Source organism: Variovorax paradoxus (assembly GCF_024734665.1).
Classification (GTDB): domain Bacteria; phylum Pseudomonadota; class Gammaproteobacteria; order Burkholderiales; family Burkholderiaceae_C; genus Variovorax.
In genome coordinates, this window is record NZ_CP102931.1 from 5,579,215 (window position 1) to 5,605,643 (window position 26,429).

Annotated in this window: 19 protein-coding genes; 8 read left to right on the forward strand and 11 right to left on the reverse strand. The window is 68.1% G+C overall.

The window, feature by feature from the left end; translation table 11 throughout:
- Positions 1–16 precede the first annotated feature (16 nt).
- The 4 genes from NWF24_RS26350 to NWF24_RS26365 form a co-directional block, all read right to left on the reverse strand.
- Positions 17–961: an alpha/beta hydrolase family protein gene (locus NWF24_RS26350; RefSeq protein WP_258351119.1), complete on the reverse strand. Its 945-nt coding sequence runs from the start codon at positions 959–961 to the stop codon at positions 17–19.
- A complete protein-coding gene (locus tag NWF24_RS26355; RefSeq protein ID WP_258351120.1) occupies positions 958–5,703 on the reverse strand; it encodes a CapA family protein in 4,746 nt (1,581 codons plus the stop codon). The genes NWF24_RS26350 and NWF24_RS26355 overlap by 4 nt, the downstream gene beginning before the upstream one ends.
- Positions 5,704–5,820: 117 nt before the next feature.
- Complete coding sequence (locus NWF24_RS26360) at positions 5,821–6,861, reverse strand: OmpA family protein (protein WP_258351121.1); 1,041 nt, start codon at positions 6,859–6,861, stop codon at positions 5,821–5,823.
- A 441-nt stretch (positions 6,862–7,302) separates the two neighbouring features.
- The gene (locus NWF24_RS26365) at positions 7,303–8,181 is read right to left on the reverse strand and encodes a LysR family transcriptional regulator (protein ID WP_258351122.1); all 879 of its coding nucleotides are present in this window, start codon (positions 8,179–8,181) and stop codon (positions 7,303–7,305) included.
- 137 nt (positions 8,182–8,318) lie between these two features.
- Here NWF24_RS26365 and NWF24_RS26370 point away from each other — a divergent pair, with 137 nt between their 5' ends.
- The 7 genes from NWF24_RS26370 (at position 8,319) to NWF24_RS26400 (ending at position 16,334) form a co-directional block, all read left to right on the forward strand.
- Positions 8,319–9,302: a DMT family transporter gene (locus NWF24_RS26370; protein WP_258351123.1), complete on the forward strand. Its 984-nt coding sequence runs from the start codon at positions 8,319–8,321 to the stop codon at positions 9,300–9,302.
- Entirely contained in the window at positions 9,299–10,426 is a 1,128-nt protein-coding gene (locus NWF24_RS26375; RefSeq protein ID WP_258351124.1) for an NADH:flavin oxidoreductase/NADH oxidase, read from the forward strand. The genes NWF24_RS26370 and NWF24_RS26375 overlap by 4 nt, the downstream gene beginning before the upstream one ends.
- A 50-nt stretch (positions 10,427–10,476) precedes the next feature.
- A complete protein-coding gene (locus tag NWF24_RS26380) occupies positions 10,477–11,475 on the forward strand; it encodes a LysR substrate-binding domain-containing protein (protein ID WP_258351125.1) in 999 nt (332 codons plus the stop codon).
- A 249-nt stretch (positions 11,476–11,724) separates the two neighbouring features.
- Positions 11,725–12,711 (forward strand): N-carbamoyl-D-amino-acid hydrolase, encoded by a 987-nt coding sequence (locus tag NWF24_RS26385; protein ID WP_258351126.1) that lies wholly within the window; start codon positions 11,725–11,727, stop codon positions 12,709–12,711.
- Positions 12,712–12,725: 14 nt separating this feature from the next.
- Positions 12,726–13,760: a threonine ammonia-lyase gene (locus tag NWF24_RS26390; RefSeq protein ID WP_258351127.1), complete on the forward strand. Its 1,035-nt coding sequence runs from the start codon at positions 12,726–12,728 to the stop codon at positions 13,758–13,760.
- A gap of 112 nt (positions 13,761–13,872) precedes the next feature.
- The gene (locus NWF24_RS26395) at positions 13,873–14,874 is read left to right on the forward strand and encodes a Bug family tripartite tricarboxylate transporter substrate binding protein (protein WP_258351128.1); all 1,002 of its coding nucleotides are present in this window, start codon (positions 13,873–13,875) and stop codon (positions 14,872–14,874) included.
- A gap of 11 nt (positions 14,875–14,885) precedes the next feature.
- A complete protein-coding gene (locus tag NWF24_RS26400; protein WP_258351129.1) occupies positions 14,886–16,334 on the forward strand; it encodes an N-acyl-D-amino-acid deacylase family protein in 1,449 nt (482 codons plus the stop codon).
- Between the two features lie 31 nt (positions 16,335–16,365).
- Here NWF24_RS26400 and NWF24_RS26405 read toward each other — a convergent pair whose 3' ends face one another.
- The 4 genes from NWF24_RS26405 to NWF24_RS26420 form a co-directional block, all read right to left on the reverse strand.
- Positions 16,366–16,899, reverse strand: a complete 534-nt coding sequence (locus NWF24_RS26405; RefSeq protein WP_258351130.1) for a DUF2147 domain-containing protein — start codon at positions 16,897–16,899, stop codon at positions 16,366–16,368.
- Between the two features lie 99 nt (positions 16,900–16,998).
- Positions 16,999–17,553, reverse strand: a complete 555-nt coding sequence (locus NWF24_RS26410) for a GNAT family N-acetyltransferase (RefSeq protein ID WP_375338412.1) — start codon at positions 17,551–17,553, stop codon at positions 16,999–17,001.
- A gap of 5 nt (positions 17,554–17,558) precedes the next feature.
- Positions 17,559–18,155 (reverse strand): helix-turn-helix domain-containing protein, encoded by a 597-nt coding sequence (locus NWF24_RS26415; RefSeq protein ID WP_093048141.1) that lies wholly within the window; start codon positions 18,153–18,155, stop codon positions 17,559–17,561.
- Between the two features lie 57 nt (positions 18,156–18,212).
- A complete protein-coding gene (locus tag NWF24_RS26420) occupies positions 18,213–19,301 on the reverse strand; it encodes a hypothetical protein (RefSeq protein WP_258351132.1) in 1,089 nt (362 codons plus the stop codon).
- A gap of 157 nt (positions 19,302–19,458) precedes the next feature.
- Here NWF24_RS26420 and putA point away from each other — a divergent pair, with 157 nt between their 5' ends.
- On the forward strand, positions 19,459–23,184 hold the full coding sequence (gene putA / locus NWF24_RS26425) for a trifunctional transcriptional regulator/proline dehydrogenase/L-glutamate gamma-semialdehyde dehydrogenase (RefSeq protein WP_258351133.1): 3,726 nt from the start codon (positions 19,459–19,461) through the stop codon (positions 23,182–23,184).
- A 12-nt stretch (positions 23,185–23,196) separates the two neighbouring features.
- Here the strand turns inward: putA and NWF24_RS26430 are convergent, their stop codons facing one another.
- From NWF24_RS26430 to katG, 3 genes are all read right to left on the reverse strand, one after another.
- Positions 23,197–23,589, reverse strand: coding sequence for a carboxymuconolactone decarboxylase family protein (locus tag NWF24_RS26430; protein WP_258351134.1), 393 nt, complete (start codon positions 23,587–23,589; stop codon positions 23,197–23,199).
- Positions 23,590–23,656: 67 nt separating this feature from the next.
- Positions 23,657–24,085, reverse strand: a complete 429-nt coding sequence (locus tag NWF24_RS26435; protein WP_258351135.1) for a hypothetical protein — start codon at positions 24,083–24,085, stop codon at positions 23,657–23,659.
- A gap of 131 nt (positions 24,086–24,216) precedes the next feature.
- A complete protein-coding gene (gene katG / locus NWF24_RS26440; RefSeq protein ID WP_258351136.1) occupies positions 24,217–26,418 on the reverse strand; it encodes a catalase/peroxidase HPI in 2,202 nt (733 codons plus the stop codon).
- Between the last annotated feature and the right edge of the window lie 11 nt (positions 26,419–26,429).

The following is a 26,429-nucleotide window of genomic DNA, read 5'->3' on the forward strand; positions in this document are numbered from 1 at the left end:
TGCCTGCCGGAATTGTTTAGGGGAACAACGCCTCGCGCGCGCACTGCGAAGCGGTGCGCAGCGCGATGCGGTCCTTGAGGTCATGGTAGTCAGGCGGCTCGGCGGCGTGCGTGCGCAGTTCGATGCGATGGCCGGCCTTGGACACGGCGTCGGCAAAGCGCTCCTGCAGCGCGAAGGGCGTGTTCCTGTCTTCGCGATTGCCGATCAGCACGATGCGTCGCGCCGGGTCGCGCACGATGCCGACGACATGGTCCATCGGGTCGTAGAACTGCGTGCTGCCCGTGGTGTCGGTGCGACCGTCTCTCGAGCGGCCCAGCATGCGCGCGCGCTCCAGCAGGCCGTAGGCGCCCGAAGTCAGCACCGCGCAGGCCACGCGCGTGCGGCCTAGCGTGAGCAGCGCAGCGCCTGCGGTGGCGCCGCCGCTGTGGCCGACGATGACGATGCGCTGCAGCCTGTGGCGCTGCATGAGCGCGTCGAGTGCCGCATCGAGTGCGTGAAACTCCACCAGCTGCCGGCGCTTGCGGTGGTCGCCCGACGATCCGTACGTGCCGGGCCGCGCCACGAAGATCCACGGCACGCCCGCGCGGTCGCGGCTGCGCTGCGCATCGAGCGTGCGCAGGTCTTCGGTGTTATCGGGAATGCGCGTGGGCGCCTGGTCCATCACGCTGTCGCGGTCGCCCGAGAACTGCACGATGGCGATGCGCGCGCCCTCGATGTCGTCGCTCGCGAAGTAGCGGATGCAGGCGGGGCCCTCTGCGGTCTGCACCCACAGGTAGCTGTTGCGGTCGGGGCAGCTGGCGCGGTCGGCGGGCTGGTTCCAGTGCAGCACTTCGTCGTTGGCCGCGGCAAAGGGCCGAGGCACGTCGGGGCCGGTGCGCTGCGCGCAGGCGGCCTGCGCCAGCGCGAGCAGCACGAGGGCGCCACGCGCGCACCGCAGGAAGAAGAGGCCCGGTTTGGTCATAGCCGTTGCAGCAGTGCGGGGATGCTACCGAAGTCGGATCGGTCGCGGTCGCCCTTCACCAGCACCAGGTCGCCGTCGCGCAAGAAGCCTTCGAGGTAGTTCGCGAGCTGCACGGCGTTGTCGAAGTGCGGGCCGAGCAGTTCGGTGGGCACTTCCTCGCGCAGCCAGCGCATCTCTTCGCCGTGCGTCACGAGGTGCTGGATGCCCGATGCCAGCAGCGGCGCGGCCAGGCTGCGGTGCATGGCCTCGGCGTCGTTGTCGAGGTTGACGATGCGCCCGAACACGCCGATCTTGCGCACCACGGGGCCGTTGCTCTCCGCGCGCTGCCAGGTGCGCACGAACTCCATTGCGTTGTGCATCGACATGACTTCGGCGTTCCAGCTGTCGTCGATCAGCGTGGCCTGCACGCCGGCCTGCGTGCGCAGCGCGCGCACCTGCATCACCGAGGCCGGCAGGCGCACATGCGGCATGCGCGCGCAGGCGGCTTCGCCATCGAAGCCCATGGCCAGCAAAGCCGCGAACGCGAGCGCCGAGTTGCGCACCAGCCCCGCGCTCTCGACCGGGAACAGGTACTCCAGCGTGCGCCCCGGCACGGCAATGCGCACGCGGCAGCCGCCACCGGGCTCGGGCCGGGTGTCGACAATGCGCACGTTGGCGTCGGGCCCGGTGCCCACCACCCAGATGGCGCCCGCCGTGCGCGCGGCCGCTGCCACCACCTGCTGCAGGCAGGCAATGTGATCGGGCACGATCGCCACGCCGCCGGGCTCCAGCCCCAGGAAGATGCGCGACTTGTATTCGGCCGTGAGCTCCAGCGTCGAGGCCTGGCGCGTCTGCGACAGGCCGATCTCGGTGATGAGTGCCACGTGCGGCCGCGCCACCAGCGAGATCGGGCCGCGGTCCATCCACAGCCCGCTCTGCGCCATTTCGAGGATGCACACATCCACGTCGGGCCCGAGGTTGGCCAGCATGGCGGGCACGCCGACGCGCGAGTTGTAGTTGTCGATGGTGGTGTGCACGCGCGCGCGCTCGGGCAGCAGGTCGCGCAGCATCGCGATGGTGGACGACTTGCCTACCGTGCCGGTCACGCCCACCATCAAGCCCTTGTAGCGCGACCGCGCGGCAGCGCCCATGGCGAGCATCGCGGCAATGGGGTCGTCCACCTGCAGCAGCGGGAAGGCCGGATCGAGCCCGTCCACCGCGTGCGCGACCACGGCGCCTGCCAGCTCGGAGTGCAGGCGGGGCAATTCGAGGTGGCGGTCCCAGTTGTCGGTGCGCGGCTTGCTGTAGTTCTCGTGCGCGGCCAGTGTGCGGTAGTCGGAGGCGATGAAGAGCGAGGGCTTCGGCAGCAGTTCCATGTGGACCGGCCCGCGCACCACCGAGTTGGCGAACCAGCCCGGCGGCGGCTCGACGAGCCAGCGGCCACGCGTGGCTTTTTTCAGTTGCTCGGCAGTCCACACAGGCGCGGGGTCGGGGCCCGCACCGGGGCGGTCGGCCATGAGCACGGGCGCGGCGCGTTCCGGCAGCGGCGTGGGAGCGTTCGGCACGCGCAGGCCGCACCACAGCGCGAGACGACGTGCGGGCGGCAGGTCGGGCAGGTCGCCGCGCACGCTCACTTCGAGCTGCAGCACGTCACTTTCGAGCAAGCTGCCGCGCGGCGGGCGCAGGCCGTAGCGGTCGCGGTAGATGCGGCCGGGCTCCCAGCGGCTGGTGGGCCACATCCAGTCGCAGGGGTCGTGATCCATGCTCTCGCCCCAGGGCGGCATGCGGGTGCTGCGCATCGGCATCGCGCGGAAGTACAAGCGCAGGTCGGCCGCAACGGCCTCATCAGCGGTCCAGAAAGATTCGACCCACAGCATGCGGCGCCCGACGATCTGCCGCGGCGTGCAACGCAGGCCCACGAGGCGCAGCGGGCCGATCTGCAGCGGCGTGATGCGCGCGTCGTCGGGCACCACGTCGACCAGCCATTCGGGCCGTGGCACATGCACTCGCTCGACGACAGGCGCCGGGCTGAAGACCGGAGCGGCTGCGGAGGCCAGGTCGGGCTGGAAGGCAGGCCGCTCGGGCGGCGACAGCCGCACCATGCAACGGCCGCCAGACACCGGCAGCATCTCCGTGCCAAGCGCGCGGCATTGCGCGGCAAAGCGTTCGCTCAAAGCCTGGGCCTTGTCTCCTTCGAGCTGGCGCGAGAAGCCGAAGCCGATGCCAATGGGCGTGAACATCACCTCCTCGACGCCGCGCGGGCCCAGCGTCAGCGAGAACACGCCCGAGTCCCCGAAGTCGTTGCGCACCGAGTCGAACAGCAGGTCGCCGGCGTCATGCAGGATCGGCCGGCCGCGATAGATCTCGATGCCCTGCAGCACATGCGCCGAAGTACCGAGGACCGCGTCCGCGCCGGCATCGACGATGGCGTGGCCGACGGCGATCTCGGCTTGCGTGGGTTCGGTCTCGAGGTTGGCGCCCCAATGCACCGCCACCAGCACCACGTCGGCTTCGCGGCGCGCGGCCTCGATGCGCGGCACGAGCGTGGCGGTCCACGCGGCCGGGTCGTCCAGTGGCAGCCACGCGGCGCCCGCACGCTCGGCGGTGGCGGCAAATTCCGGCTGCGTGGCGTCGAGCGAAAACAGCGCCACGCGCAAGCCGCCCGCGCGCCGGAACGCCGGCCGCAGCGCGGCCTCCAGCGTGCGGCCGGTGCCGGCATGAGCGATGCCCGCGGCATCCAGCAAGCCCTGCTGCTCCATGAGCGCATCGGGGCCGTAGTCGCCGCTGTGGTTGTTGGCGGTGGTGACCATGCCGATGCCGGCCTCGGTCAGCACCGCGAGCATTTCGGGGCGGGCGCGGTAGTAGTAGGGCGCGGTCTCGTCCTTGTCGACGCCCTGCTCGCCGACGGTGGCGACCACGCATTCGAGGTTCGCGATGCGCAGGTCGGCCTCGCGCAGCGCGGCGATGCCGCCGAGCATCTTTTTCGCGCCGCCGAGTTCGTGCAATCGGTAGTGCTGGCGGCGCGAGAGATTCACGTCACCGCCCCAGGCAACGATGCCGGTAGCTGTTGTTGCTTGCGTGTCTTGCTGTGCCTCGCGCTCCTTCAGCATCCGGTGGTACGCCACATACCCCGAGAGGTAATGCTCCACGTCGTCGATGCGCACGCGAAAGCTGTGGTGCTTGATGAAGAACGAGCCGGCAATGCGCGCCGGGTTGCGGAAGAACATCGCCAGCTCGGGCCAGAAGTGGCCATTGGCGAGGTAGCGCGCGCGGTACACCAGCGCGCGGTCGAACTTGTCGCGGTCGAGCCCGGCCAGCAACGGGCGCAATGCGGGGTCGGCTTCGAGCCGCAGCACCATGTCGCGCGCGGCCATCATCAGTTCGAGCAGCGTGGGAAAGGTGGTGATGCGCTCCAGCACGAAGTCGAGATAGCCCGCCACGTTCTGCAGGCCGAACTGGTAGTAGCGCGTCTCGGGCCGGTAGCGCGTGAGTTCGTTGACGCAGTAGCTCAGCCAGTGGTCGTGCGCGCGCCAGTGTTCGGCGGCAATGAAATGATCGAAAGCCTTCTCGACGACAGCGAGCCAGCGCTCGTCGCGCGTGAGGCCATACAACCGCATCAGACCGAAGGCCGCTTCGCCGTCGTAGTAGATGACGCGGAACCTGTCCTTCACGTCGAGCGCGGGCGCATTCAGCACGTGCACGAAGCTGCCCGTCTCCGCGTCCTGCATGTGGCGGATGCCGAGCGCGAGCTGCTCCAGCAGCGGCAGGTATTTCCTGTCGCCGGTGAGCTCGGTGTACTTGACCAGTGCGAGCAGGCACACAGCGTTGCCGCCGAGCTTGATCTCGCTGCCGATGTCCAGCAGATAGGCAGCGCGTGTGCCGTCCGGCAGATGGGCCGGGCGGATCAGCGTGCCGGCGAGGAAGGCCAGCGAGCGGTCGATGGCTGCCTTGAGCGTGTCGTTGCGCGTGAGCTCCCATGCTTCCAGCATCGCGTAGGTGGAGCTGGCGTGGCGCAGCGTGTTGTAGGTGGGGATGGCGCGGTCGAAGCAGGGAAACCAGCCGTAGTGGAACTCGCCCGTGGGCTGAACCTGTTCGGCGAGGTAGTTTCCGGCGTTGTCGACCAGCGCGTGGATCTGCTGTGCGTTCCACTCGCGCAGCTCGCGAAAGCCGGCCGCCTGGCCTTCTGCGGTGATGGGCCATGCGCCCTTCGCGTCCACGTACACGGCCCGCGTGGTGAAGCACCAGACGGGCGCTGCGTCGTCCGCGGGAAAGTCGATCTCGCGGCCGAAGCGACGCTTGCAGTGCAGGCGCAGGTTGCCGGTGTTGGGCTCGGCATGCTCCACGTCGCCGTTGTAGAGGATCGCGCTGCCGTGCATTTCCTGCGCGAGCAGCGCGAACTCGAAGCGCGCATCGAAGGCGATGCCTTCGTTGAAGTAGTTGCGCTTGGTTTTGGCGAGCTTCGCCTTCAGCGCGGCCCAGCTCATGGGCGTGACCTTATCGACCACTTCGGCGCGCAGGTGCAGTGGTGTCTGGCCGGTGCGTCTGGCTTTCTCGGTGGCGGCGCGCCATGCTGCATCGATGTCTGCGCCGCGCCCCGAGACCACGCGAGCCCGGCTGTCGTCTTCACCAGTGGCAAGGAACACCACGCACCCTGCTTCGCCGGTGGCGGGCGTTGCCGCGGGCAGCACACCCGCCGGGTCCGCCAGGGCTTGTCTGGCGCGATTCAACAGATCGGCAAGAAAATTCTTCGAGTCGTTATTCATGCAGCCGCGAATGATGACAGGCCCAAGCGTGGCCTGCCATCCCGGCAATCCATGGAAACCGACTGCAAGCCGGCCCCGATCTGACGACCGTCAGCTGACCGCCGACTGACCGCGCGGCTACAGCCGCAGCAGTTCGACGCGACGGTTCTTCGCGCGACCTTCTTCGTTGGTGTTCGGCGCCACCGGCTCCTTGGAACCGGCGCCGCGCGAAGTGAAGCGCCGCGCATCGAGCCCCGTCCTCGCAAGCGCCGCAATGACCGACACGCTGCGCCGGCGCGAGAGGTCGGCGTTATGCGGCTCTTCGCCTTGCGCGTCAGTATGGCCCACCACCTGCACGCGCAGTTGCGGGTTGCTGCGCATGAGCTTGGCGATCTCGTCGAGCGTGGGCCGCGAGTCGGGCTTGATGCTGTCCTTGTCGAGGTCGAAGTGAATGCCGTAGAGGCTGATGCGGCCGTTCTCCGCCAGCCCCTTCTGCATGGCCGTGGCATCGACGAAGACGATCTTGTCGGACTCCATCGCCTTGCTCTCGACCACGCGCACGAAAGCGAAGTTGCCGCGGCTGTTGCCTTCGGCAAGCGCGATGCTGGCGTAGACCCTTCCGTTGGGGCCGTCATATTGCGCGAGCAGGTAGCGGCCGCTGTTGTCGAAATAGTTGCTCACGAACTGGCGGCCGCGGCCGATCATCGGCCACTCGGGCGTGTCGATGGTGTTGGCCAGCACCGAGACGTCGGTGAACGGCGTTTCGCGGTCGGGGTCTTTCTTGTAGCAGCTGCTGTCGGTGGTGGCGCACGCGAACAGTGTCTGGAAGCCCTTGGCTTTGAGGGCGGCCTCGTAGTTGCGTTGCACTTCAAGCAGCGAGCGGCCGTCGGGCAGGCGGTAGTAGTAGAGCGAGACCTTGCCCGCGACTTGCAGCAGCCGTGGCTTGGGCACGGGGTCGCCCCAGTTCTGGATCGGTTCGCGCAGCAGGCCGACTTCGTCGTAGTCCTTGCTCTGGAAGGCGTCCATCACCGAGCCTTCGTAGCGACCGACCAGCGGGTGGTCTTTGGCGGGCTCGGCGGCCGATGCGAAGGTAGCGGTCGCGAGCAGTGCGGCACACGCCAGTAGTTGTTGCAGGCGCCGGCCGAAGTTGGGCCGGAACGCGGAGGGTGAATGAGCCATGTGTGGTTGTCCGTTTTCCATGCGAATCGCGCCTCGGATGAGGCGCGATTCGAAGGTATCGGCGGCTCGTTGCGCGGGCAATAAGCCGTTTGGCATGTCTGTTAAGAAGAAGCTTTTAAGAATGGGCACTGGGGGTGCAAATAGCGCCGACTTCGGGTGTGTTCAGTTCATTCAGGGTGCGTGCGAATGACACCGGGTACTCCCCTCCGCGAATGTCCCCCGGCCTGCGGCCTCCTCCTTTATTTCGCTGCGGGGAGCACCCGGTGCCATTCGCACATGGGCGCGGCTGTTGTGCTGGCCGATCAACCAGTGCTCTGAACGATCACGTCGATGGTGTGCTCTGCGCAGCGAAATAAAGGAGGAGGCCGCAGGCCGGGGGACATTCGCGGAGCAGAGCACACCGTCGGCGTGAGCGCGCCCCCGAACGAACAACGCCAAGACTCAGGCCCAAGCCTCCATCACAGCACTGCGCACAGCATCAACCGCCACAGGCCGCTTGCCCTCAGCCGGCGCAACCCAACACAGCCACGTGTGCGAACGCCATCCGTTCCAGATCGCGAGTTCGCCATTGCGCTCGCCCTGCTCGGCCTGGTCGAGCCGCATCAGGCCCGCGCCCATGCCGCTTGCGACCATGCTGCGGATGGCGCTCTCGCCATCGGCCGTGCGGCCCTGGCGGTATTCACGGCCCGCGCCGGCGAACAGCTTTTCGAGATGCACGCGCAGGATGCACGAAGGCGGCGTGCCAACCCATGGCAGGTTCGTGAGCTGATCTAGCGAGAGGTCGGGGTGCGCTTCGGCCACCGGTAGCGGCAGGGTCACGACGAGATCGATCACGCCAAGGCGATGCAGCTCCAGCCCATCGATCTGCTCACCGTCGCTGAGAACGTAAGCGCAGTCGAGATCGCCGCGCTGCACTGCCGACAGCGTTTCGTACGACAGGCCCTGCTTCAGCTGCAGCGCGACCTGCGGATGGCGCTCCGCCAGCTTCACCAGCACCTCGCCGAGTCGCAGCGCCACCGGGTCGACCACAGTGCCGAAGCGCACCAAGCCCTGCGCCGCACCGCGCAGCTGGTCGGCCGCTGAGCGCATGCGCGACGCGGAGGCCAGCGTGCGCTCGGCCTCTTCCAGCAGGCTGAGGCCGGCCTCGGTAGGCGACATGCCCTTCGGCGTGCGTTCGAACAGCTTCACGCCGAGCTCGTCTTCCAGCGCCTTGAGCTGGGCACTCACTGCCGGTGCGCTGGTGAACACGCGCTCGGCAGCGCGGGTCAGGCTGCCTTCCTTGGCGATGGCGACGAAGGTCTTGAGTTGGTAGAGCTCCATGGGAGCGGATTGTGAGCTTGGCGGCCGCTTCAGTCTGTTCGCTTTTTTGGAGACCCCTGTCCAAAGAAGCGAATGGCATTCGCGACCCCCAGCACCGATTCTCGGGACATTGATTCATTGCAAGAAAAGGCTTCCCCATGTCCCATCGCCAACGCCTGCTCGGCATCGCCGCGCTGCTGCTCGCCACCTCCGGGTGGGGCGGCATGTTTCTGGTCAGCAAGGGCGTGCTGCACCACGTCGAGCCGGCGTGGTTCACGCTCATCCGCTACAGCATGTCCGCGCTGCTGTTCGTGCTGCTGATTGTTCCGCGCGGCACGGCGCCGTGGCGCAAGCTGCGCCAGCATGCCGGGCCGCTGGCGGTGCGCGGGTTCGCGGGCTTCGGCATCTTCAGCGTGATGCTGCTGGCGGGCCTGGCGCACTCGGTGCCCTCGCATGGCGCGGTGATCATGGCGACCACGCCCATGACCACGCAGCTGCTGCGCTGGGCGCTCGACGGCGTGCGGCCTAGCCGTTCCACGCTGCTGACCACGGCGCTGTCTCTGCTGGGCGTGGCCATCGTGTCGGGGCTGCTGTTCGGCGCTGGGGCATCGGGCGAGTCGACGCTCTATGGCGACGCTGTGGCCTTCGTCGGTACGCTGGGCTGGGTCTGGTACACGCGCGGCGCTGCGCGCTTTCCGGAACTCGACGTGATCGAGTACACCGCGCTCACGGTGCTGGCCTCTTGGCCGCTGCTGCTGGCCACGGCCCTGGCGGGCACGCTGCTGGGCTGGACGCATGCGCCCAGCGTGGAAGGACTGCGCCTGTCGTGGCAGGCATTGCTGTACGTCGGCCTGGTGTCTTCGGCCATCGCTGTGCTGGCTTTCAACTACGGGGTGCGCACGCTGGGCGCGGTCACGGGCACGGCCTTCATCAACTTCGTGCCGGTGTCGGCGCTGCTGATGAGCGCGGCACTGGGCAGGCTGCCCACGGTGAACGAGGCAGTGGGCATGGCGATGGTGGTCGGCGCGCTGCTGATCCATACCGCCCTGAGCCGCAAGGCTTCCGCGCCGGCCCCGGCACCGATCGCGAAGACCCCGCAGAATTCGCGCAACTACAGCACCTGTGGAGCCGCATCGTCATGAGCACCAGCACGCCCCGTCTCTTCGAGCCCCTGCGGCTCGGCCCTCTTCAAATCGACAACCGCATCGTCATCGCGCCGATGTGCCAGTACTCCGCTACAGACGGCACGCCGGGCGACTGGCACCTGATTCACCTGGGCCATCTCGCGCTCTCGGGAGCGGGGCTGTTGATTCTTGAAGCGACAGCGGTGGAGGCCGAAGGGCGCATCTCGCCCGGCGATCTCGGGCTGTATTCCGATGCCAACGAAGAAGGCCTGGCGCGCGTGCTGCATGCGATGCGTGCGCACTCGCCCATCAAGGTCGCGATGCAACTGGGCCACGCCGGGCGCAAAGCATCGAGCCGCGCGCCATGGGAAGGCGGCAAGCAGATACGGCCGGAAGAGCCGGGCGGCTGGAAGGCATACGCGCCCTCTGCCGTGCCGCATGCGCCCACCGAAGACCCGCCCATCGCGCTCGATGCCGCAGGGCTCGCCCGCATCCGCAACGCCTTTGTCGAAGCCGCACGGCGCGCGGCGCGGCTGGGTCTCGATGGCCTGGAGATCCACGCGGCGCATGGTTACCTGCTGCACCAGTTCCTCTCGCCGCTGGCCAACCACCGGGAAGACGAATACGGCGGCAGCCTCGAGAACCGCATGCGCTTTCCGCTCGAGGTGTTCGATGCAGTGCGCGAAGTCTTCCCCACCGACAAGCCGGTGTGGGTGCGTGTCTCGGCCATCGACTGGGTGCCGGGCGGCTGGGACCTCGAGGGCACCGTCGCCTTTGCCAAGGCGCTCGAAGCGCGCGGCTGCGCGGCCATCCACGTATCGAGCGGCGGCGTGTCGCCGAAGCAGGCCATCGCGCTTGGCGCGGGCTACCAGGTGCCGTTTGCCGAACGCGTGAAGTCGGAGGTCGGCATGCCGGTCATTGCCGTGGGGCTCATCACCGAGGCTCGGCAGGCGGAGGAAATCATTGCCAAGGGGCAGGCCGATGCGGTGTCGCTGGCGCGCGCGATCCTCTACGACCCGCGCTGGCCGTGGCATGCCGCCGCCGAACTGGGCGCGCAGGTAAAAGCGCCGCACCAGTACTGGCGCTCGCAGCCGCGAGAGTTCAAGGACCTGTTCGAGAACGCGGCGTTCGGGGCGCGCTAGGCCACAGCCTACGTGCACGGTGGCGTGCTACTTGCATGGTGTGCTGCGCCATGCCTGCCACGATCCTGACCCCGCCGGTGCCGCTGAATCTGCGGCAGATCGAAGTCTTCCACGCCATCATGATTGCCGGCACCCTCAGCGGGGCGGCGCGCATGCTGTGCGTTTCCCAGCCGGCCGTCAGCCGCGTGCTGGCCACGACCGAAAGCCGGCTGCGCATGCTGATGTTCGAGCGCGTGCGCGGGCGCCTGCAGCCCACGCCCGAGGCGCGCCGGCTGTTCTCGGAAGTGGAAAGCATCCTCGAGGGCGTGCGCCGCTTCAATGCACTGGCGGCCGACCTGGTCGGCGGCTCCCATGGCGAGCTGTCTTTGGTCTCAAGCCCCAGCTTCAGCGAGTGGCTGATACCGGTGGCGATCAAGCGTTTTCGGGCCCGCTATCCCGATGTGCGCATCAAGTACAGGCCATTGCCGTTCGACCAGTTGCTGCCGCACGTGCTGCTGGGGCACGCGGACCTGGCGATCTCCTCGATGCCGCCGCCGGCCAGTGCCAACGCGGCATCGCGGGCGATCGGCCACAGCTTCATCGAGTGCGCGGTGCCCGAGCGCCATCCGCTGGCGCAGGCCGAGGCGGTGAGCGCGACGGACCTGGTGGGCCAGACCTTCATCGGCTACGGACGCGATACACCCTTCGGCCGGCTCACAGCCGATTTCCTCGCCGCGTCGGGCCTGCCCTTGCGCGCCGACGTCGAGATCCGCTCCACGCCCGAGGCGATGGCGCTGGTGCGTGAAGGCGTCGGCGTGGCGCTGATCGAGGCCTTCGGTGCGCGGCGCTCGGTGATGACGGATGGCGTGGTGCTCAAGCCGCTCTCGCCCGCGCTCGCGCACCGCATCTACCTGATCCACACCAACGTGAGCCCGCTGTCGGCCATGGCGAAGGAGTTCCTGGCCGTCTTCAAGCGGCTGTTGAAGCAGGAGGGCCGCGACAGTGCGCTCGCCCTCACGCTGCCGGAGCACCCGGGCGAGGATGCGCCCGTGCGTGCGCCTCGCCCCTGAGCCGCGCCGTTCGTTGCGCGCCATTGACAGCGCGGTCCGGACGTCCATCACCTTTTGTCCCCAGGGCATAACGCGCGGTTATCGACGGGCTGGTCGAAGCGCCTTGGGCACCACTGGTTTTGTGTTTGAAATCAATCACTTGCGACAGATCCGAAGCATGCCCTCACGGCCTGCCAGGGCGGTTCAGGCGCAGTTGGCCGCAGAGGCGGCGGGCCAGATCATTTGGCTCAGACCAACTTTTCTGCCGCCATGAACCGCTTGATCACCGTCGCCGCCGCCCAGCTCGGGCCCATCCAGAAAGCCGAAGGCCGCGATGTCGTCGTGGCTCGCATGGTGCGCCTGCTGGAGCGCGCGCATCAGCGCGGTGCCAATGTCGTGGTGTTTCCCGAACTGGCGCTGACCACTTTCTTTCCGCGCTGGTACGTCGAGAACCTCGACGAGGCCGACCCGTGGTACGAAGAGGCGCTGCCCTCGCCCGCCACGCAGCCGATCTTCGATGCCATCCGCCGCTACGGGCTCACCTGCTACCTGGGCTACGCCGAGATCGCCCACGAGGCCGACGATACCGGTGTGGTGCGCAAGCGGCGCTTCAACACCTCGGTGGTGATCGCGCCTTCCGGCGAGATCGTGCTCAAGTACCGCAAGGTGCACCTGCCCGGGCACAAGGAGTTCTCCACCATCCGCAAGGTGCAGCACCTGGAAAAGCGCTACTTCGAGGTGGGCAACCTGGGCTTTCCGGTCGTACGCGCCCCGGTGAGCGACGTGGACGGCGTGAACCTGGGCATGCTGATCTGCAACGACCGCCGCTGGCCCGAAGCGTGGCGCGAGCTCGGGCTGCAGCAGGTCGAGCTGGTCATGCTGGGCTACAACACGCCGGCGGTGAACCAGGAAAACCGCGGCTTCGAGGCGCACCACCTGCGCAACTTTCACTCCCAGCTTTCCATACAGGCCGGGTGCTACCAGAACGCCACCTTCGGCGTGGGCGTGGCCAAGGCCGGCAACGAAGACGGCTTCGAGTTGATGGGCCATTCCGTCATCGTGAACCCCCAGGGCGAAATCATTGCCATGGCCACCAGCTGGGACGACGAGCTGGTGGTGGCCGACTGCAACCTGGACATGTGCCAGCTGGGCCGCAACACCATCTTCAACTTCGCCCAGCACCGCCGCCTGGAAGCCTACACCCGGCTCACCAGCCAGACCGGCAGCACCGAGCCCCCGGTGTGGCAACCGGCGTGAAGGAGGACCGCGCGATGACGAGCACCTCCTCCACGGCGCTGCCGGACCACATCGAGCACGCGATGCTCGGCACGATGCGCGTGCCCCGTTTCGAAGACGTGCTCCGCGCTGCACAAGCCATTGCGCCATACGTGCAGCGCACGCCGCTGCTGCGCTCGCCCGCGCTGGACGCGCTGGTGGGCGGCACCGTGTGGATCAAACCCGAGAGCCTGCAGGTCACCGGCTCCTTCAAGGCCCGCGGCGCCTTCAACGCCCTGCTGGCGCTCACGCCGCAGCAGCGGGAGCGCGGCGTGGTGGCCTATTCAACGGGCAACCACGGCCAGGCGATTGCCTGGGCGGCGCGGCAACTGGGCGTGTCGGCCACCATCGTGATGCCGGTCGATGCCCCCAAGACCAAGGTGGCGCGCGCACTCGCGCAAGGCGCGAAAGTCATCCACTACGACCGCGAGAGGGAAAGCCGCGAGGACATCGGCATGCGCCTGCTGACCGAGACCGGCGGCACGCTGATTCCGCCGGGCGACCACCCCGAGGTGCTGGCCGCGCAGGGCACCGTGGCACTGGAGGCGCTGCAAGACCTGCCAGCCGGTGCGCGCGAAACCCTGGGCCTGTTCGCAGCGCCCTGCGGCGGCGGCGGCCTCATGGCAGGCTGCTGCCTGGTGCTCGATGCGCTGAGCCCCGGCGCGCGGCGCGTGGCCGTCGAGCCCGCGGGCTTCGACGACACCGTGCGCTCGCTGCGCAGCGGCCGGCGAGAGACCAACGCTCCCGGCGCCCGCACGCTGTGCGATGCCCTGCAAGCCGTCACGCCTGCCGAGCTGCCATTCGCCATCAACCAGCCGCTGCTGCACGAGGCCGTCGCCGTGACGGATGCGGAGGTGGCCCGCGCGATGCGATTCGCGCTGGAGGAACTGCACCTCGTCGTCGAGCCTGGCGGCAGCGTGGCGCTCGCGGCCATGCTGGCCGGCCATGTCTCGCTGCGCGGGCAGAGCGCCGTGCTCGTTCTCTCGGGCGGCAATGTCGACCTGCCGGTCCTGCAATCCGTGATGGCGTAGCGCCCATTTCATCCATTCCCATAGCAACGAGGCCGACGCCGCCATGCCCCGGCGCAGCGTCGCCCAGGAGACCGCAAGCCCCTCCATCGATCTTCTTCAGAAAGCCTTGACCATGTCGTTCTTCAACGTCCGTTCCTTTGCCTCCCGCCGCTGGCTCTTGAATGTGCTGGCCGCACCGCTGGCCGCGCTCGCCCTGTGCGGCTACGCGCAGGCCGCGTACCCCGACAAGCCGATCACCCTGATCGTGCCCTTCAACGCCGGCACCACGCCCGACATCGTCTCGCGGCTGCTCGCCGATGCGGTGGGCCGCGACCTCGGCCAGTCGGTGGTGGTGATGAACCGCGTCGGCGCCTCCGGCATCATCGGCACGCAGGCCACCATCGCCGCCCCCGCGGACGGCTACACCATCGCCTATGCCAACGTGGCAACGCTGGCGATCAACCAGTCGCTCTACAAGAAGCTGCCCTACGACGCCGACACGCAACTCGCCCCGGTGGCGCTGACCGGATTCGTGCAGAACGTGCTGGCCGTGCGCAGCGACCTCGGCGTGAAGGACGTGGCCGGCCTCATCGACATGGCAAAGAAGCAGCCCGGCAAGCTCACCGTGGCCTCCGGCGGCAACGGCACCACCGGCCACCTGAGCGCGGAGATGTTCAAGTCGATGGCTGGCGTGTCCATCGTGCACATCCCGTACAAGGGCGGGCTGGAAGCCGACATGGCGCTGATGCGCGGCGAGGTGGACCTTGTGTTCGAGAACATCACCTCCATCGCTCCGCACCTCAAGGGCGGCAAGATCACGCCGCTGGCCGTGACCGGCGCCGCGCGCGACAGTCGCCTGCCCGAGCTGCCCACCATCGCCGAGACCGGCCTGAAGAAATACCAGGCCGTGGCGTGGACCGGCTACGTGGCGCCGGCCGGCGTCGATCCGAAGATCCTCGACGCCCTCAACGCGGCTTTCAACAAGGCATTGAATTCGCCTGCCGTGAAACAGCAGCTGGCCGCCCAGGCCTATGAGGTCCACACCGGTCCGCGCCAGGATCTGTTCGACCTCGCGAAGAAGGAGCGTCCCGTGTGGGCCGACGTGGTCAAGCACTCGGGCGCCAAGCTCGACTGAAGCGCACGCACATGGCCGACTTCGACCTCGTGGTGCGCCACGGCACGCTGATCGACGGCACGGGCAGCGCACGACGCAAGGCCGATATCGGCATCCGTGGCGCGCGCGTAGCCGCCATCGGTGATCTGTCGGCGCTGCGTGGCACGGCCGAGATCGACGCCACCGGCCGCATCGTGGCGCCGGGCTTCATCGACTCGCACACGCACGACGACCGCTACCTCCTGCTCGACCCGGACATGCCGGCCAAGCTGAGCCAGGGCGTGACGACGGTCGTCACCGGCAACTGCGGCATCAGCCTCGCGCCCTGGGGCGCGCCGGCAGGCGCCACCGTGCCGCCGCCGCTGAACCTGCTGGGCCACGACCCGGCCCTGTTCGGCGACGCCACCTTCGCGGCCTACCTCGCGCGCCTGGAGGCTGCGCCCGCTGCGGTGAACGCAGCCTGCCTGGTGGGCCACACCACCTTGCGCGCGGCGACGATGGAGCGCCTCGACCGGGCCGCCACGCCGGAAGAAATCGCACGCATGCGAACCCTGCTCGACGAGGCCATGGCCAGCGGCGCCATCGGGCTGTCCACCGGCGCGGCCTACCCCACGGCCATGCCGGCCACGACCGAAGAGATGGCGCGGGTGGCCGAAGTGATCGGGCCCTACGGCGGCGTGTACGCGAGTCACATCCGCGACGAGGGCGACCATGTGTTCGCCGCGCTGGACGAAGCCTTCGCGATCGGCCGCGCGGCGCAGGCGCCTGTGGTGGTGTCGCACCACAAGCTCATCGGCCCGCGCAACCATGGCCGTTCGGTGCAGACGCTGGCGCACGTGCGCGAGGCGATGGCGCACCAGCCCATCGCGCTCGACTGCTATCCCTACTGCGCGGGCTCCACCATCCTGCGCAAGGACCGCATTGCGGTGTCGAGCCGGATCATCGTCACGCAGTCTCAACCGCACCCCGAGTTCTCGGGCATGGACCTCGACGCGATCGCGCAGCGCCTCGGCGTGTCGGTGGAAGACGCAGTCGACCTGCTGCAGCCGGCCGGCGCCATCTACTTCCTGATGGACGAGGCCGACGTGCGGCGCGTGCTGGCCTTTCCCCGGACCATGATCGGCTCCGATGGCATGCCCCACGACACCTCACCGCATCCGCGCCTGTGGGGCACCTTTCCGCGCGTGCTGGGCCACTACTGCCGCGACGTCGGCCTGTTCTCGCTCGAACAGGCGGTGCACAAGATGACGGGGCTGACGGCCCGGCATTTCCGCCTGCCCGGCCGCGGCGTGCTGTGCGAAGGCGCCTTTGCCGACATCACCGTGTTCGATGCCGGCCGGATTGCCGACCGCGCGACGTGGGAGGCCCCCACGCTGCGTGCGGAGGGCATCGATGCCGTCATCGTCAACGGGCGGCCGGCGTGGCGCGATGGCGAATCGCTCGGCGTGCGCAGCGGGCGCGTGGTGCGACTGACCGACTGACTGACCGGCTGCGCATGGCAGCTGGCGGCACTCAGTTGTCCGACGCGGCGCGCACCCAGCGTTGCGTCTTGCCGAACAGCGGCAGCCCGACGTACGCACGCAGCAGCAGCTCGCCCGCCGCGTTGCCGTCGGTGCTGACAGACATGTTGCAGCTGTAGGTCTTGCCGTTCTCGCGGTTGTAGATCTGACCGGCCCATTCGGTGGGCGGCCGGGACGGATCGGTCGCGTCGACGGGCGTGAAGTCTTTCAGCAGCGTCATGCCGAGGGCCGGCCGGCTGTCGGCGGGTTGCATGTCGCCGCCGCCGGGTGCCATCGATCGATTGCCGAGGACCTTGGTGACGGTGCCGCACAGCGCGGCGCCGCACGGTGCGAGTTCAACTTCGAGGTTGCCGTTCGCGGTGATCCAGCGGCCGCGCGGATCGGTCGCCGCGGAAGACGACTGTGCCTGCGCGGCGAAGGCTGCGGTCAGCATCAGGACGGCTGCCAGCGCGCGGCCTGATGGACGGTGGAACGAGTGCATGGTCATGGCGGGCTTCGTGTCGAGTGGATGAAGCACCCATTGCATCGCAGCACCTGCCTTCGCAGTGTGTCAGGGCACGCACTGAATGGTCGCGCTCCGTATCTGGCCGCGTGCCAGACAAGGTGCGATACAAATCTGTGCCGCTCAGCCTGCCGCCGGTGCCTGTGCGCGGGCCTCCAGCGCGCGATAGAAGAAGGTGGTGCTGCACGGTTCGCCCTCCGGCAGCAGTGCGAATCCGGGGATCACACCCACGCGCTGCCAGCCCATGCGGGCATAGAGCCGCTCGGCTTCGGCGCTCGACGTGTCGAGCACCAGCAAGGTCTTGCCGTGCGCATGCGCCTGGTCCTCGGCCGCCTGCATCAGCAGCGCGCCGATGCCCCGGCGCCGCGCCCTGCGGTACACCAGCATCTTCGAGACCTCTGCGCGGTGGGGCTGGTTCTCGGGCTGGTCGAGCACGAGCTGCACTGTTCCGAGGAGGCCCTCGGCGTCTTCAGCCACGAGCAATGCACGTTCGCCGCGCGCCACGCCGTCGGCCACCTTCCGCCAGAACGCGAGGGCGCGCTCGCGGGCCAGCGGGAGCATGAAGCTGACAGACGCGCCGCCCTCGACGCAATCGATCAGCAGGTCGGCCAACGCCTGCACCTGGGCATCGCTCACCGTAGAAAGTACATGGATGCGGGGCGCTTCGAAATTCGTCATGTTGTTCATCTCCACGAAGAGGGCACGGTCGCGATCACGACGGCGTAGCGGGTGGTAGTGCGCGAGGGGTTGTAGTAGCTCATGGGACGGTCGAGCACCATTGCCAGGCAGTCGCCGGTGGCGAGCCGGTGCTGGTCGTCGCCCAGCGTGAGTTCGATGACGCCGTCGAGCACCCACACCTGCTGGTGGATGACCGGTTCGCGCGCCGCGGTTTCATAAGCCACACGGGCCTTGGGCGGAAACAGCACCTCGACGATCTGGATGGGCGACGCAAAGCTGCCTGGCGACACATTGCGCCGCACATAGCCGGAGTGCGGGTCGCGCCACTGCAGCTGGCTGGCCAGGCGCGACACCGGATCGGCGGCGGGCGCGGGCGCCTCGAACAGCGAGGCCAGCGACACGCCGAGGCCGGTTGCGAGTTTTTCGAGCAGCACGGCGGTGGGGCTGCTTTCGCCGCGCTCGATCAGCGAGATCATGGAACGGCTGACGCCGCAGTGCGTGGCCAGTGCATCGAGCGAGAGGCCGCGTTGCGCGCGCAGGTCGCGCACACGCTGCGCGATGCGGTCGTTCAGGCCGGACGGTGTTTCTTCTATTTCCTTCATATTGGATTAAATATCCATCATGAAAGAAATCGTGTCAAGCCTCCCGGCGAACTGCCCTTAGCGGGGAGGGCCGATCAACGCGGCGCGCGCCGCTTCTGACGGAAAGACGCACGCCACGTCATGCGCGCAGCCCGGCACCACCACGACTTCGCGGCGCTTGGCCGGCGCGAGCAGCGTGCGGTCGTACTGAGCATAGGCCAGGCCGCGCTGCAGGCGGAACGAGCCTTGCGCCATGGCCGCACAGGACTTGTCCAGGACGCGGTAGGCCGTGCCCTTGGCGTCGTTGCTGTCCAACGCGCCTTCGAGGTAGCTGATGTCGGCCTCCGCATACTGCCGGCGCGCCTGCGCGGCGCTGCGACCGAGGTGCGCGGGCAGGTCGTCGGTGCCGTATTTCCAGCGGTTCATCTCAGGGCACGCCGCGGCATCGGGCACCGCGAAGCCCGAGACTGACGCACCGTCGGACGACAGCTGCGGGCGCACCGGATCGAAATAGAGCCACGTGCTCGGATCGGCGACCACGTAGCGCATGGCCACCTTGCCCGCCGTGCCGCCGTTCTGCGCGAAGGCGGCATAGCGCTGCACGAACTGCCCGCCGGCCGAGAAGCCGGCGATGGTGACGGTGCGCAGGCTCGGCCAGCGCTGCACCAGCTCGGCCACGAGCGCGTCCATGACCGCGAACGAGCCGGTGCGGCTGCCCGACGCCGAGCGGCCGCCTTCGAGCCATGAGCCGCAGGTCCACAGCAGGTCGCCGGGCTGCGGCACGGGCAGGCCCGGCGAGTTGCACCGGCTGGCAGCCTTGTCGGCAGGCACCTGGAAGAGCGGCGCGACCACCAGCGTGTCGTCCAGCGCACCGGCGTTGCGGACGGTGCGCAGCGTTGCCTCGAATGTCTTGTTGGCGTCGCGCGAATGGCCATGCATGGCGATGAGCGCCTTCGTCGGCCCGGTGGTTGCCGTCGGAGCATCCGGAGCGAGCGACGAGTAGTAGTGCAGCACGCCTCCGGCACCGGCCGGCGTGAAGCTGCGCAAGCAGTCCGTGGCCGCCGAAGACGTGCAGGCGGAGGGGTCGGCTGCCGCCGCGTGCGCCGGCCAGGATGCCGGCAGGCACACGGCCATCAGGAAAGGAAGGGACCATCTGTAGCTGTGCATGTTCGCGAGACTCCAGGGACGGAACGCGGATTCTCTGCCCGCCACAAGCCGTGAACCTGACTGACCTAGCGATTTGCTCTACCAAAGCGCCGCTCTTCGAACACAAATTCGCCACAAGGACGCGGATCATCCAACATATCACCAGCACGAGCCCCTCATGAGCACCACCAGCGCCGACCCCCTGCCCTCTTCCTTCGCGGCGTTTGCCGATGGCTTGTCCGAGCCCTCCTCGGCGCTGCGCGAGCAGATCACCGCAGCCTGGCGCCGCGCCGAACCGCAGGCGCTGCCGCCGCTCCTCGCACAGGCGCGCCTGCCAAGCGGCCAGGCCGAAGAAGCCCAGGAACTCGCCTACCGCATCGCCCGGCAACTGCGCGAGCGCAAGAACGCAGGGGGCCGCGCCGGCCTCGTGCAGGGCCTGCTGCAGGAATACGCGCTGTCGTCGCAGGAAGGCGTGGCGCTGATGTGCCTGGCCGAGGCGCTGCTGCGCATCCCCGACTCGGAGACGCGCAACGCACTGATCCGCGACAAGATCGCGCACGGCCAATGGCAGTCGCATGCGGGCCGCAGCCCGTCGGTGTTCGTCAACGCCGCCACCTGGGGCCTGCTGCTGACGGGCAAGCTCGTGGCCACGCACAGCGAGACCAGCCTGTCGGCCGTGCTCACGCGCCTGATCGGCAAGGGCGGCGAGCCGCTGATCCGCAAGGGCGTGGACATGGCGATGCGGATGATGGGCGAGCAGTTCGTCACCGGCGAAACCATCGCGCAGGCGCTGGGCAACGCGCGCGAGCTGGAGGTCGAGGGCTTTCGCTATTCGTACGACATGCTCGGCGAGGCGGCGCTCACCATGGAAGACGCGAAGCGCTACCGCGTCGCGTACGAAGAGGCGATCCACGCGATCGGCAAGGCATCGAATCATCGCGGCGTGTACGAAGGCCCGGGCATCTCGATCAAGCTGTCGGCATTGCACCCGCGCTACAGCCGCGCGCAGCATTCGCGCGTGATGGCCGAGCTGTATCCGGTGCTGCGCGAACTTGCGCTGCTGGCGCAGCAGTACGACATCGGCCTGAACATCGACGCAGAGGAAGCCGACCGCCTCGAACTCTCGCTCGACCTGCTGGAGCGGCTGTGCTTCGAGCCGGCGCTCGCGGGCTGGAACGGCATCGGCTTCGTGATCCAGGCTTATCAAAAGCGCTGCCCCTTCGTGATCGATTTCGTGATCGATCTCGCCCGCCGCAGCCGGCATCGGCTGATGGTGCGGTTGGTGAAAGGCGCGTACTGGGACAGCGAAATCAAGCGCGCGCAGATCGACGGACTCGACGGCTACCCGGTCTACACGCGCAAGGCCTACACCGACGTGTCGTACCTCGCCTGCGCGCGCAAGCTGCTCAATGCGCCGCAGGCCGTGTACCCGCAGTTCGCCACGCACAACGCGCAAACGCTGGCCGCCATCTACACGGCGGCGGACCCGTCGCGCTACAAGCCGGGGCAGTACGAGTTCCAGTGCCTGCACGGCATGGGCGAGCCGCTGTACGAGCAGGTGGTCGGCCCGCTCGGGCGGCCTTGCCGCATCTATGCGCCGGTGGGCACGCACGAGACGCTGCTCGCCTACCTTGTGCGACGCCTGCTGGAGAACGGCGCGAACACATCGTTCGTGAACCGCATCGCGGACCCGACGATCTCGCTCGATGCGCTGGTGGAAGATCCGGTCGCCACGGTGGAGCGCATGGCGCAGCAGGAAGGCACGATGGGCCTGCCGCACCCGGCCATTGCGCTGCCCGCTGCTCTGTATGGAACGCAGCGCGCCAACTCGCAGGGGCTCGACCTGGCGAACGACGACAGCCTGCGCGCGCTGGGCCATGTGCTCGCCGGCAGCGCCGGTGAAATCTGGCCTGCAGCGCCGATGCTCGTCGAAGCAGCGCCAGCTGGCGAAGCGGTCAGCGTGCTGAACCCAGCCGACCATCGCGACGTCGTCGGACGGGTGCAGGAGGCCACGCTGGCCGATGTCGAATCGGCCATCGCCCATGCCCATGACGTCGCTCCGGCATGGGCCGCCACACCACCCGCCGAGCGCGCCGCCCTGCTCGACCGCGCGGCCGGCAAGCTCGAGGAAGGCATGCCCCGCCTGCTCGGCCTGCTGACGCGCGAGGCCGGAAAGACATACGCGAACGCCATCTCCGAAGTGCGCGAAGCGGTCGACTTCCTGCGCTACTACGCGGCGCAGGCACGCAGCGATTTTTCGAACGACACGCACCGCGCTCTCGGCCCGATGGTCTGCATCAGCCCGTGGAACTTTCCGCTGGCGATCTTCACCGGCCAGGTGGCAGCTGCGCTCGCGGCAGGCAACCCGGTGCTGGCCAAGCCCGCCGAGCAGACGCCGCTGGTTGCGGCCGAAGCGGTGCGCGTGCTGAGGGAGGCCGGCGTGCCGCATGCCGCCGTGCAACTGCTGCCCGGCCGCGGCGAAACCATCGGCGCCGCGCTGGTGGCAGACGCGCGCGTGCAGGGCGTGATGTTCACCGGCTCGACGGAGGTTGCACGCATCCTGCAGAAGACGCTCTCGCAGCGGCTCGGCACGCACGGTACGCCGGTGCCGCTCATCGCGGAGACCGGCGGGCAGAACGCGATGATCGTCGACTCGTCCGCGCTGGTGGAACAGGTCGTCACCGACGTGATGGCCTCTGCCTTCGACAGCGCGGGCCAGCGCTGCTCGGCACTGCGCGTGTTGTGCGTGCAGGAAGAAGCGGCCGACCGGCTGCTGGAGATGCTCAAGGGCGCGATGGCCGAAGCCTGCATCGGCAACCCCGCACGGCTGGCCGTGGACGTGGGCCCGGTGATCGACGCCGAAGCGCGCGACGGCATCGAGCGCCACATCGCCACCATGCGCTCGAAGGGCCGCAAGGTCTATCGCCAGGGCCGCGAGTACGCGCACGACACGCGCAACGGCACCTACGTGATGCCGACGCTGATCGAGCTCGACAGCATCGCGGAGCTGCAGCGCGAAGTATTCGGGCCGGTGCTGCACATCGTGCGTTACCGCAGGCGCGACCTCGGCGCGCTGATCGGGCAGATCAACGGCACGGGCTACGGGCTGACGCTGGGCGTGCACACGCGCATCGACGAGACCATTGCGCAGATCGTGGAGAACGCCAAGGCGGGCAACGTCTATGTGAACCGCAACATCGTCGGCGCGGTGGTGGGCGTGCAGCCGTTCGGCGGCGAGGGGCTGTCGGGCACGGGGCCGAAGGCCGGTGGGCCGCTGTACATGCTGCGCATGCTGTCGGCGCGGCCGGACGATGCGATGGTGCGCGCGGTGGCGGGTGGAGCTTCTGCTTCGCGGGTCGGACTGTCGGCGCTGTCGCGCTGGGCTGAAGCCACCGACCGCCCCGCGCTGGCGGCGCAATGTGTGCGCTTTGCTGAGCAGTCGCGCTCGGGCAGTTCGCGCAAGCTGGCCGGCCCGACCGGCGAGCGCAACGTCTACACGCTGGAGCCGCGCGAAGCGGTGCTGTGCCTGGCCGATTCAGAAGCCGACCGGCTGGTGCAGCTGGCAGCAGTGCTGTCAGTGGGCAGCACTGCGATCTGGCCCGCTGATGCCGCTGCGCAGAGCCTTCGCGCGTCGCTGCCGGCCGAGGTGCAGCAGTGCGTGGCCATCGCGAACGACTGGGCCTCGGACACGGTGGTGTTCGACGCCGCACTGCACCACGGCAGCATGCAGAGCCTGTCGGGCGTGATGCAGCGCATCGCGGCACGGCCGGGGCCGATCGTCGGCGTGCGCGCCTTTACGCCCGGCGATACGGACATTCCGCTCGAAAGCCTGGTGGTGGAGCGCGCGCTCAGCATCAACACGGCGGCGGCCGGCGGCAACGCGAGCCTGATGACGATCGGCTGAGCGCCGCCGCAGTTATTTGTCGAACGCCGGATCGATCGGCACGCGGTAGCCGTTGACGAGCCGGTTGGTTTCGTTGGCCATGCCGACCACGCTCATCAGCTCGGCGAACATCGCGGGCGTCATGCCGGCCTTCTCTGCGCCGGCGTGGTGGCTCGCGATGCAGTAGCCGCAGTTGTTGGTGACGCTCACGGCGAGGTAGACCATCTCCTTCACCACCGGGTCGAGCGCACCCGGTGCCATCACTTCCTTCAGGCTGCTCCAGGTGCGCTTGAGCGCGACGGGGTCGTTGGCCAGGTACTTCCAGAAGTTGTTGACGTCAGGCACGTTGCGCGAGGTCTTGATGTCGTCGAAGACGGCCCTGACTTCGTCGGAGGCGTTGGCGTATTCGATGGGCTGGGGTTTCATGGAAGCTCCTGTTGTTGAAGGCCGATAGCCGTTGCCGACAACAGTAGCAGCCTCCACGCCGCGCCCCTCAGTAGGTCTCCAGAAACCTCGCGTGCTCCTGATGCATGTGCGAGCGCGCGAGCAGCCACTTTCTCAGCGCGGCCTGCGTATCGGGCGACAGGTCTTTGGAGCACTGATCGAACGCTTCGCCCAGGAGCTTGAATTCGACGTCGAGATGGCGGCGCGACGGCGATGCGTCCGGCATCTGGTTCTTTGCGAAGGCGAGAAGTCCGGCCTGGCCGAATGCTTCTATCTCCTTGACGAGACGCCATCGCTCCTGCATCAGGCGACGGAATATGGCAGAGCGCCGGCGCACGCCGAAACGGCGAAGTATGGGATTGGTGTCGTCGGTTTGCACCGTCGCCAGGATGATGTCGAGCTGCTCGAGCAGATGCATCCACTGCTCGGGCTGGAAGGACTCCATCGACTCCGCAGGCGCCTTCTTCACGACTAGCATGGTTGTCTCCTGCTGTCATTTTTTTGGATGCGCCCCGGCCTGATCCGGAATCATCCGAGACCAGGCCGGGGCTGCACGGCTGTCACTCACTCGGCGGCGACCGGAACCGGTCGCCTGCAATCACCGCCCGATTACTTCTTGAGGTCGAAGCGATCGAGGTTCATCACCTTGGTCCAGGCGGCAACGAAGTCCTGCACGAAGGCCTTCTGCGAGTCGCTGGCCCCATAGACTTCTGCGACCGCTCGCAGCTGCGAGTTGGAACCGAACACGAGGTCGACGACGGTGCCGGTCCACTTGAGTTCGCCCGTCTTCCGGTCGCGGCCTTCCAGTACGCCTTCGGTCGTCGTTGACTTCTTCCACCCAGTGTTCATGTCGAGCAGGTTCACGAAGAAATCATTGCTGAGAGTCTCCGGACGCTTGGTGAACACACCGTTCTGCGACTGCCCGACGTTCGCGTTCAGGGCGCGCAAGCCACCGACCAGGACCGTCAGCTCGGGCGCGCTCAGGGTCAGCAGCTGCGCCTTGTCGAGCAGCAGGCCGGCGGCGGCGGCCGAGTCGATGCCCTTCTTCAGGTAGTTGCGGAACCCGTCGGCCTGCGGCTCCAGGGGTGCGAAGGATTCGACGTCGGTCTGCTCCTGCGAAGCGTCCCCGCGCCCCGGCGAGAAAGGCACCGTCACGTCCTGTCCGGCCTTCTTCGCGGCGGCCTCGACCGCCGCGTTGCCAGCCAGCACGATCAGGTCGGCGAGCGAGATCTTCTTGCCACCGGACTGCGCGCCGTTGAACTCCTTCTGGATACCTTCGAGCGTCGAGAGCACCTTCGACAGCTGGGCCGGCTGGTTGACTTCCCAGTCCTTCTGCGGGGCGAGGCGGATGCGCGCGCCATTGGCGCCGCCGCGCTTGTCGCTGCCGCGGAAGGTCGAAGCCGAAGCCCAGGCGGCACCCACGAGTTGCGCGATGCCCAGGCCCGAGGCGAGCACCTTGGCCTTCAGGGCCGCGACGTCCTTGTCATCGACCAGCGGATGATTCACGGCGGGAATCGGGTCTTGCCAGATCAGCTCTTCCTTCGGCACCAGCGCGCCGAGGTAGCGTGCGCGCGGCCCCATGTCGCGGTGCGTCAGCTTGAACCAGGCGCGGGCGAATGCATCGGCGAACTCCGCCGGATTCGCCATGTAGCGGCGCGAGATTTTTTCGTAGGCCGGGTCCATGCGCATGGCCATGTCGGCCGTGGTCATCATCGGGGCATGACGTTTGCCCGAATCGTGCGCGTCTGGCACGGTGCCCGCGCCCGTGCTGCCCTTGGGCTTCCACTGGTTGGCGCCCGCAGGGCTCTTGGTGAGTTCCCATTCGTAGCCGAACAGCGTCTCGAAGTAGCTGTTGTCCCATTTCGTGGGCGTGGGGGTCCAGGCGCCTTCGATGCCGCTGGTGGTGGCGTGCGCACCCAGGCCGCTTTCGAAGCTGTTCTTCCATCCCAGGCCCAGTTCCTCGATGTCGCTGCCCTCGGGTTCGGCGCCGACAAGGCCCGGGTCGCCCGCGCCGTGGGCCTTGCCGAAGGTGTGGCCGCCGGCGGTGAGCGCCACGGTTTCCTCGTCGTTCATGGCCATGCGGGCGAAGGTCTCGCGAACGTCGCGGGCCGAGCCGAGCGGATCGGGGTTGCCGTTCGGTCCTTCGGGGTTCACGTAGATCAGGCCCATCTGCACGGCGGCGAGCGGGCCGGCCAGCACGCGGTCGCCGCTGTAGCGCTCATCGGCCAGCCACTTGCCTTCGGGGCCCCAGAAGATGTCGTCTTCCGGCTCCCAGATGTCGGGGCGGCCACCGGCAAAGCCGAATGTCTTGAAGCCCATGGACTCCAGCGCAACGTTGCCGGTCAGGATCATCAGGTCGGCCCACGAAAGCTTGCGGCCGTATTTCTGCTTGATCGGCCACAGCAGCCGGCGCGCCTTGTCTAGGTTGCCGTTGTCCGGCCAGCTGTTCAGGGGCGCGAAGCGCTGCGCACCACGTCCACCGCCGCCGCGGCCGTCCGCAATGCGGTACGTGCCGGCAGAGTGCCAGGCCATGCGGATGAACAGGGGTCCGTAGTGACCGTAGTCGGCGGGCCACCAGTCCTGCGAATCGGTCATCAGGGCATGGAGGTCCTTGATCACGGCATCAAGGTCGAGGGTCTTGAATTCCTCGGCGTAGTCGAACGCTTCGCCCATGGGATCGGACTCGGCGGAATGCTGGTGCAGGAGCTTCAGGTTCAGCTGGCTGGGCCACCAGTCTGTATTCGCAGGAGCGCCGGCAAAGCTGTGTGTACGCTTGTGGCCCGGGAAGGGGCACTTTGTTTCATCGGACAAGGGGTTCTCCT

Coding starts and splice junctions, on each gene's coding strand:
- NWF24_RS26350 (WP_258351119.1), bottom strand. CDS start 961: ATGACCAAACCGGGCCTCTTCTTCCTGCGGTGCGCGCGTGGCGCCCTC.
- NWF24_RS26355 (WP_258351120.1), bottom strand. CDS start 5,703: ATGAATAACGACTCGAAGAATTTTCTTGCCGATCTGTTGAATCGCGCC.
- NWF24_RS26360 (WP_258351121.1), bottom strand. CDS start 6,861: ATGGCTCATTCACCCTCCGCGTTCCGGCCCAACTTCGGCCGGCGCCTG.
- NWF24_RS26365 (WP_258351122.1), bottom strand. CDS start 8,181: ATGGAGCTCTACCAACTCAAGACCTTCGTCGCCATCGCCAAGGAAGGC.
- NWF24_RS26370 (WP_258351123.1), top strand. CDS start 8,319: ATGTCCCATCGCCAACGCCTGCTCGGCATCGCCGCGCTGCTGCTCGCC.
- NWF24_RS26375 (WP_258351124.1), top strand. CDS start 9,299: ATGAGCACCAGCACGCCCCGTCTCTTCGAGCCCCTGCGGCTCGGCCCT.
- NWF24_RS26380 (WP_258351125.1), top strand. CDS start 10,477: ATGCCTGCCACGATCCTGACCCCGCCGGTGCCGCTGAATCTGCGGCAG.
- NWF24_RS26385 (WP_258351126.1), top strand. CDS start 11,725: ATGAACCGCTTGATCACCGTCGCCGCCGCCCAGCTCGGGCCCATCCAG.
- NWF24_RS26390 (WP_258351127.1), top strand. CDS start 12,726: ATGACGAGCACCTCCTCCACGGCGCTGCCGGACCACATCGAGCACGCG.
- NWF24_RS26395 (WP_258351128.1), top strand. CDS start 13,873: ATGTCGTTCTTCAACGTCCGTTCCTTTGCCTCCCGCCGCTGGCTCTTG.
- NWF24_RS26400 (WP_258351129.1), top strand. CDS start 14,886: ATGGCCGACTTCGACCTCGTGGTGCGCCACGGCACGCTGATCGACGGC.
- NWF24_RS26405 (WP_258351130.1), bottom strand. CDS start 16,899: ATGCAATGGGTGCTTCATCCACTCGACACGAAGCCCGCCATGACCATG.
- NWF24_RS26410 (WP_375338412.1), bottom strand. CDS start 17,553: ATGACGAATTTCGAAGCGCCCCGCATCCATGTACTTTCTACGGTGAGC.
- NWF24_RS26415 (WP_093048141.1), bottom strand. CDS start 18,155: ATGAAGGAAATAGAAGAAACACCGTCCGGCCTGAACGACCGCATCGCG.
- NWF24_RS26420 (WP_258351132.1), bottom strand. CDS start 19,301: ATGCACAGCTACAGATGGTCCCTTCCTTTCCTGATGGCCGTGTGCCTG.
- putA (WP_258351133.1), top strand. CDS start 19,459: ATGAGCACCACCAGCGCCGACCCCCTGCCCTCTTCCTTCGCGGCGTTT.
- NWF24_RS26430 (WP_258351134.1), bottom strand. CDS start 23,589: ATGAAACCCCAGCCCATCGAATACGCCAACGCCTCCGACGAAGTCAGG.
- NWF24_RS26435 (WP_258351135.1), bottom strand. CDS start 24,085: ATGCTAGTCGTGAAGAAGGCGCCTGCGGAGTCGATGGAGTCCTTCCAG.